The following is a 5,832-nucleotide window of genomic DNA, read 5'->3' as shown; positions in this document are numbered from 1 at the left end:
ATGCGGGTGCTCATTCCGTCCGCCCTCCTCCACGACATCGCCCGCCCCCTGGAGGCGGAGACCGGCGTCCCCCACGAGGAGGCGGGGGCGAGGATTGCGGAAGAGTACCTCCAGTCGATCGGCTACGACGCCGCCCTCGTCCCGGCAGTCGCCCACGCCATCCGCACCCACCGGTACAGCACCGGGGCCGCGCCCGCGACCCTGGAAGCGAAGGTCCTCTCCGACGCCGACAAACTGGACGCCATGGGAGCGGTCGGCCTCGCCCGCACCTTCCTGCAGGCAGGGGAACGCGGGGGCGGCATCCCCGACGCCGTCGGGCACATCCACGAGAAACTCCTGAAGCTGAAGGGCCTGATGTACACCGCGACCGCCCGCACCCTTGCGGAGGAGAGGCACGCCTTCCTGAGCAACTTTGTCGGCGCCCTCGAAGACGAGATGCGCCGGGTGTGACCCCCTATCTCCCTTTTTTTCGACGGCGCCGGAAAACCGGAATCTTGATGTCATCACAATTGTGAACACTGATCACTTCACAATTGTGAAAACCCGGCGGCAGACCCGCCGTCTGCCCGGGTATCTATGGTGACTATCATGACCAGCAACACCGGGAAGATCATCACAGGAGGGTCGAGATGAGGATCGTCTCCATCCACGCGGACAGCATGCACTACCGGGCGACAAAGAAGACGCCCTTCGCAGAACCCCTCGACGAGAGGGAGGGCGGCATGGAGGAGTGCGTCGTCCTCTTCTGCTGCGTGGAAGAGATGGACGGGAGGGACCCCGACGCCGTGGTCGGGAAGGCCGCCCGGAACGTCCTCGCCCGCATGGCGATGCTGAAGGCGACGAGAGCGATCGTCTACCCGTACGCCCACCTCGCCTCAGACCTCTCCGACCCCTCGACCGCCCTCCATGTCCTCGACGGCCTCGCCGACGCCCTGCGTGAGGCCGGCATCGAGGTGCAGAGGGCGCCCTTCGGGTGGTACAAGAAGTTCGACCTCGCGGGGAAGGGCCACCCCCTCGCCGACCTCTCGATGACCATCTGCCCCTTCGACGGGACCGAGTGCGGCCCTGTCTGCCCGCACTGCCGTCACCCCCTGAAGGTGACGGAGACGCCCGACCATTCCTGACCACTACTCTTTTGGCGCTTTCGAGAGAGTACAGTGACAGCGAAGAGCATGAGAGAGGAAAAACTGATAATCTACCTGAACAACGCGGCGACGACCTGGCCGAAACCCCAGACGGTGATCGCGGCGACCATGACCTCCCTTGCCAGTCCGGTCTTCGGGTCCGGGCGGACCGCCGGGACCGAGGGGGAGGACTACCCCACCCTCGCACGGGAGGCCCTCGCCCGCCTCTTCCATGCCGGGCCTGCCGAGCACTACATCTTCACCCTCAATGCCACCGACTCCCTGAACCTCCTCATCCGGGGTTTTCTCGCCGCCCACCCCGGCCCCTGCCACGTCCTGACCACCGCCCTCGACCACAACGCCGTGCAGAGGCCCCTCCACGAACTGGAGAAGGAGGGGCGGATCAGCCTCACCGTCGTCCCCTTCGATGAAGACGGCCACGTCTCGCCCGCCGCCGTCGAGACAGCCGTCCGCCCGGAGACGCGGCTCATGGTCATGGCGCACGGGAGCAACGTCCTCGGCACCGTCCAGGAGATCGGGGCGATCGGCGCCCTCCTCCACGACCACGGCGTCTACGTCATCGTCGACGGTGCGCAGACCGCCGGCCACATCCCTGTGGACCTCGGTGCCCTCCCTGTCGACGCCTACGTCTTCACCGGGCACAAGGGCCTCTTCGGTACCGCCGGCACAGGGGGGTTCTATATCCGCGACCCCGACGCAGTGGCCCCGGTCAGGGTCGGGGGGACAGGGACAGACTCCTCCTCCCTTTTCCAGCCGCAGGAGATGCCCGAGAGGTTCGAGGCCGGGACGCCGAACTACCCCGGCCTTGCGGCGCTCGCGGCAGGCGTGGAGTTCGTCCTCTCCATTGGCGTCGACGCTATCGCAGAGAAAGCGGAGTGCCAGACGGCGTACATTATCGGGGAACTCGAAAAAGAACCGAACATCGTTGTCCACACAAGGCACCCGACACTGCCGATCGTCTCCTTCTCCGTCAGGGGGATGGACGACGACGACGTCGGCTTTGTCCTCGCCCGCGCCTACGGCGTCGTCACCAGGACCGGCCTCCACTGCGCCCCTCTCGTACACCGGGCGATCGACGGCGGGAAAGGGTGCGTGCGGCTCAGTCTCTCCTGGTTCACCACTGACGAGGAGTGCAGGACCGCAGCCGCGGCCATACGGGAGGTTGCATGCAATGCATGTTGTCAGGTCAATTCGCCATAAGTCCTGTGCCGACGGCACCCTCATGAAGGAGTTCGTCCTCAGCGCCCCGCTGACTGCGGGGTTCTTCTCGTACCTCGAAAACTTCGGGCGCGTGGAGGCGATGCCCGCCCTCGGCGAGGGCTTCTACACCTTCGAGAAGACGGACTTCTTCTCCATCAAGGGGTTTGCCGGGGACACGACTGTCGAGGTGCGGTTCAGGCGCGAGGTGACGGACCTGACGACCGACTTCCTGTACTCCCTCTTCTCCCTGTATCGGGACGGCAACCCCGACCTTGTGTTCCTGAAGCGGCGGGAGAGCGCGCTCGTCGAGAGAGTGCACGAGCACCTGTACGGGAGATAAGCCTCCACCGGAAGACCTCTCATATTCCCCGCCCAAAGATCCTGATCACAACCATGGACGCGAAGATCTGCGCTGACCTCCTCTCGCAGGTGCGGGAGAGACGGCCGCTCGTACACCACATCACCAACACCGTGACGATCAACGACTGCGCCAACATCACCATCTGCGCCGGGGCCGCCCCGGTGATGGCCGAGGCGATCGAGGAGTCGGCCGAAATGGTCGCTGCCGCCGGCGCCCTTGTCCTGAACATCGGGACCCTTGACCCTGCCCAGGTGGAGTCAATGCTCCTTGCGGGCAAACGGGCGAACGAACTCGGCGTGCCCGTCGTCCTCGACCCTGTCGGCGCCGGGGCGACCCGCCTGCGGACCGATGCTGTCCTCCGGGTCCTGAGGGAGGTGAAGGTCGCTGTCCTGAAGGGGAATGCCGGGGAGATCGGTGTCCTTGCCGGTATGGGCGGGAAGGTGCGGGGCGTGGACTCGTGCGGCCTTGCAGGCGACCCGGTCGAGACGGCGAAGGCATGCGCCCGGTCGACGGGCACGGTGGTGGCGATGACCGGCGAGACCGACGTCGTCACCGACGGGAAGCGTGTCGTCCTGGTCAGGAACGGGAACGAGATGATGGACCGCCTCTCCGGGACCGGGTGCATGGCCTCCTCGGTCGTCGGCTCTTTCGTCGCCGTCGCCGACGACCCCCTCACAGGCGCCGCGGCGGCCCTCGCCGCCTTCGGGTGCGCCGGGGAGAAGGCGGCCGCCGGTGCCCGCGGGCCGTACTCCTTCAGGACTGCCCTCTTCGACGAACTCTACACCCTGACGCCCGAAGACCTGGCGGAGGGGGCGCGGCTGGAGGTCGTCTGATGGGTTATGACCTGTACGTCGTCACCGACAGGGAGGTCGGCCGCGGCCTCTCTCCCCTCGAACAGGTCAGTCTTGCCGTTGCTGGCGGAGCAGACGTCGTCCAGTTGCGGGACAAGGAGATGAGCACCTCCGCACTCCTGCGGGAGGCGCGTGCCGTCAGGGAGGTCACCGCCGCGGCAGGCGTCCTCTTCATCGTGGACGACCGCCTGGACGTCGCCCTCGCCGCCGGTGCCGACGGTGTCCACCTCGGCCAGGACGACCTCCCGGTCAGGGCGGCGCGGGAGATCGCCCCGCCGGGATTCATCGTCGGCGTCTCGGTCGGAGACGTGGCAGAGGCGCGGATCGGGGTGGCCGACGGCGCCGACTATGTCGCCCTCAGCCCCACCTTCTCGACCGCCTCAAAGGCCGACGCCGGTCCGGGCCACGGCCTTGCGACTCTCCGGGCGATCAGGTCCGCCGTTTCCGTCCCCGTCCTCGGGATCGGCGGCATCGGCCCCGACAATGTCGCCGACGTCATCAACGCCGGTGCCGACGGCGTCGCCGTCATCTCGGCGGTCGTCGGGCAGGAGGACGTGACCGCCGCCGCACGGAATATGAAGGCCCTCGTCGCCGCCGCGAAGAGCGCCCCGCACCTCTCCTGCGCCCGTGAAAAGGCCGGGGACGATGTCGCGTTCTGAGAAGAGAATGAGGAACCGGAGGTCCTGACCTCGGGGATGTACCTCCCGGTCTATACTCTGGGGAAGGCGGTTGGTCTGCGTCTTCTACCGCCGCGACTTCGACCCTGATTTTTTCCTGTCAGAGCCTTCTTCTCCCCTCACTTCACCGCGAGCATCCTCTCGATCGCCGTCCGCGCCCGGTCGGCGACGCCTGCGGGGACGGTCACCCGCGGCCTGAGGGTCACGAGGGAGTCCCTCACCATCACAAGGTCGGTCTTCTTCATGTTGACGCAGACCGCCCTCTCGGAGAGGGGGTAGAACTCCTTGTCCGGGCACTTCTTCCGCATCTGGTGGATGATGCCCGTCTCGGTGCCGATGATGAAGGAGCGTGCCGCGCTTTTGCAGGCATGCCTCACCATCCCGGACGTCGACTGGACAGAGTCCGCAAGGTCGATCACCTCGGGCCTGCACTCCGGGTGGACGAGCACCTCGGCCTCGGGGTGGAGGCGGCGGGCGTCCTCCACGTCCCCGGGCGTGAACCTGTCGTGGACATAGCAGAACCCGTCCCAGGGCATCACCTCCTTTGTCGTGAAGCGTGCGACATAGCGGGCGAGGTTCCGGTCTGGCACGAAGATGACCCTCTCCTCCTCAAGAGACTCCACCACCTTCACCGCGTTGGCCGAGGTGCAGCAGATGTCGCTCTCCGCCTTCACCTCCGCCGAGGTGTTGACATAACTGACCACCGCGGCGTCGGGGAAGCGCTCCTTCAGCACCCGCACCTCCCCTGCCGTGACCATCGCCGCCATTGGACAGCAGGCGTCGCCCGCCGGCAGGACCACCCTCTTCTCCGGCGAGAGGATCGCAGCGGTCTGGGCCATGAAGTCGACACCGCAGAAGATGATGACCCCGGCGTCGTAGGCGGTCGCCGCCCTCGCCAGTTCCAGGGAGTCGCCGACGAGGTCCGCGACGTCCTGCACCGGCGGTATCTGGTAGTTGTGCGCAAGGAGTACGGCGTCCTTCTCCTCTTTCAGGCGCAGAATCTCTTCAACGAGTCTCTCATCCATCGTCTCCCGATCCTCCGGAAGGGCAACCATAATGTATATCTGTTTCCACCAGATAAAATATATTCACAATTGTGAATGTGCCGCCGCCCCCTGCCGGCGACCAGGAGACGGGTATGCCGAGACTATTATCTGAAAAAGACCTTGCCATGCTGAAAAAACTCGCACCCGAGTGCGACGACCTTGTCTGCACCGGGTCGGGTGTTCCTTTCCGCTCTCTCCTCCCGCCGGTGGCGAACCACTTCGCCGCCGGCCCCGACGACTTCGGGGTCCGCCTCGCCCGTCTCGACGACGGCGAACTCCGCACCCTCGTCGGCCTCATCGAGACCGGGGAGGAGAGCCTCGGCTGCGTCCCGCCCGCGTATGCCGACGTCCTGATCTCCCTCCTCGCGACGCGTCTCGGCCCCGGCACGGCAGGGCGTGTCCTCGGGGTCTACGAAACGTCTGCGTCCTGCGAGGAAAGGGGGATATGATGAAAGTCCACCTCTCTTCTGGCAGGACCGAGGAGATCACGGTTTCGTCGGCGACCGTCGAGGACGTCCTCCTCATGCTCGGCGTCAACCCCGTCGAGGTGCT

8 protein-coding genes are annotated in these 5,832 nt (G+C 66.2%); 7 read left to right on the top strand and 1 reads right to left on the bottom strand.

All coding sequences use genetic code 11. The annotated features are described in order from the left end of the window. From Q0520_RS06300 to thiE, 6 genes are all read left to right on the top strand, one after another. A partial coding sequence (locus tag Q0520_RS06300; RefSeq protein WP_298667714.1) for an HD domain-containing protein occupies window positions 1-450 on the top strand: 450 nt, incomplete at its 5' end. A gap of 179 nt (window positions 451-629) precedes the next feature. After that, window positions 630-1,124, top strand: coding sequence for a threonyl-tRNA synthetase editing domain-containing protein (locus Q0520_RS06295; RefSeq protein ID WP_298667712.1), 495 nt, complete (start codon window positions 630-632; stop codon window positions 1,122-1,124). 33 nt (window positions 1,125-1,157) lie between these two features. Further along, a complete protein-coding gene (locus tag Q0520_RS06290) occupies window positions 1,158-2,345 on the top strand; it encodes an aminotransferase class V-fold PLP-dependent enzyme (protein WP_342765243.1) in 1,188 nt (395 codons plus the stop codon). Next, window positions 2,317-2,685, top strand: coding sequence for a hypothetical protein (locus Q0520_RS06285; protein WP_298667710.1), 369 nt, complete (start codon window positions 2,317-2,319; stop codon window positions 2,683-2,685). The genes Q0520_RS06290 and Q0520_RS06285 overlap by 29 nt, the downstream gene beginning before the upstream one ends. A 53-nt stretch (window positions 2,686-2,738) precedes the next feature. Then, window positions 2,739-3,539 carry a hydroxyethylthiazole kinase gene (gene thiM, locus Q0520_RS06280; protein WP_298667708.1) on the top strand — a complete coding sequence of 267 codons (801 nt, stop codon included), beginning with the start codon at window positions 2,739-2,741 and terminating at the stop codon, window positions 3,537-3,539. Next, entirely contained in the window at window positions 3,539-4,216 is a 678-nt protein-coding gene (thiE, locus tag Q0520_RS06275; protein WP_298667706.1) for a thiamine phosphate synthase, read from the top strand. Before thiM ends, thiE begins: the two co-directional genes overlap by 1 nt. A gap of 137 nt (window positions 4,217-4,353) precedes the next feature. Here the strand turns inward: thiE and nadA are convergent, their stop codons facing one another. Continuing rightward, on the bottom strand, window positions 4,354-5,289 hold the full coding sequence (gene nadA, locus Q0520_RS06270; protein WP_298667704.1) for a quinolinate synthase NadA: 936 nt from the start codon (window positions 5,287-5,289) through the stop codon (window positions 4,354-4,356). Between the two features lie 47 nt (window positions 5,290-5,336). Between nadA and Q0520_RS06265 the strand changes: the two genes are divergently transcribed. After that, window positions 5,337-5,729, top strand: a complete 393-nt coding sequence (locus tag Q0520_RS06265; RefSeq protein WP_298667703.1) for a hypothetical protein — start codon at window positions 5,337-5,339, stop codon at window positions 5,727-5,729. Window positions 5,730-5,832: the final 103 nt, after the last annotated feature.

Origin of the sequence: uncultured Methanofollis sp., from assembly GCF_937919355.1 — an archaeon.
Taxonomy (GTDB): domain Archaea; phylum Halobacteriota; class Methanomicrobia; order Methanomicrobiales; family Methanofollaceae; genus Methanofollis.
The sequence above is the reverse complement of the archived record's forward strand: the minus strand, read 5'-3'. Positions and strand labels throughout refer to the sequence as shown.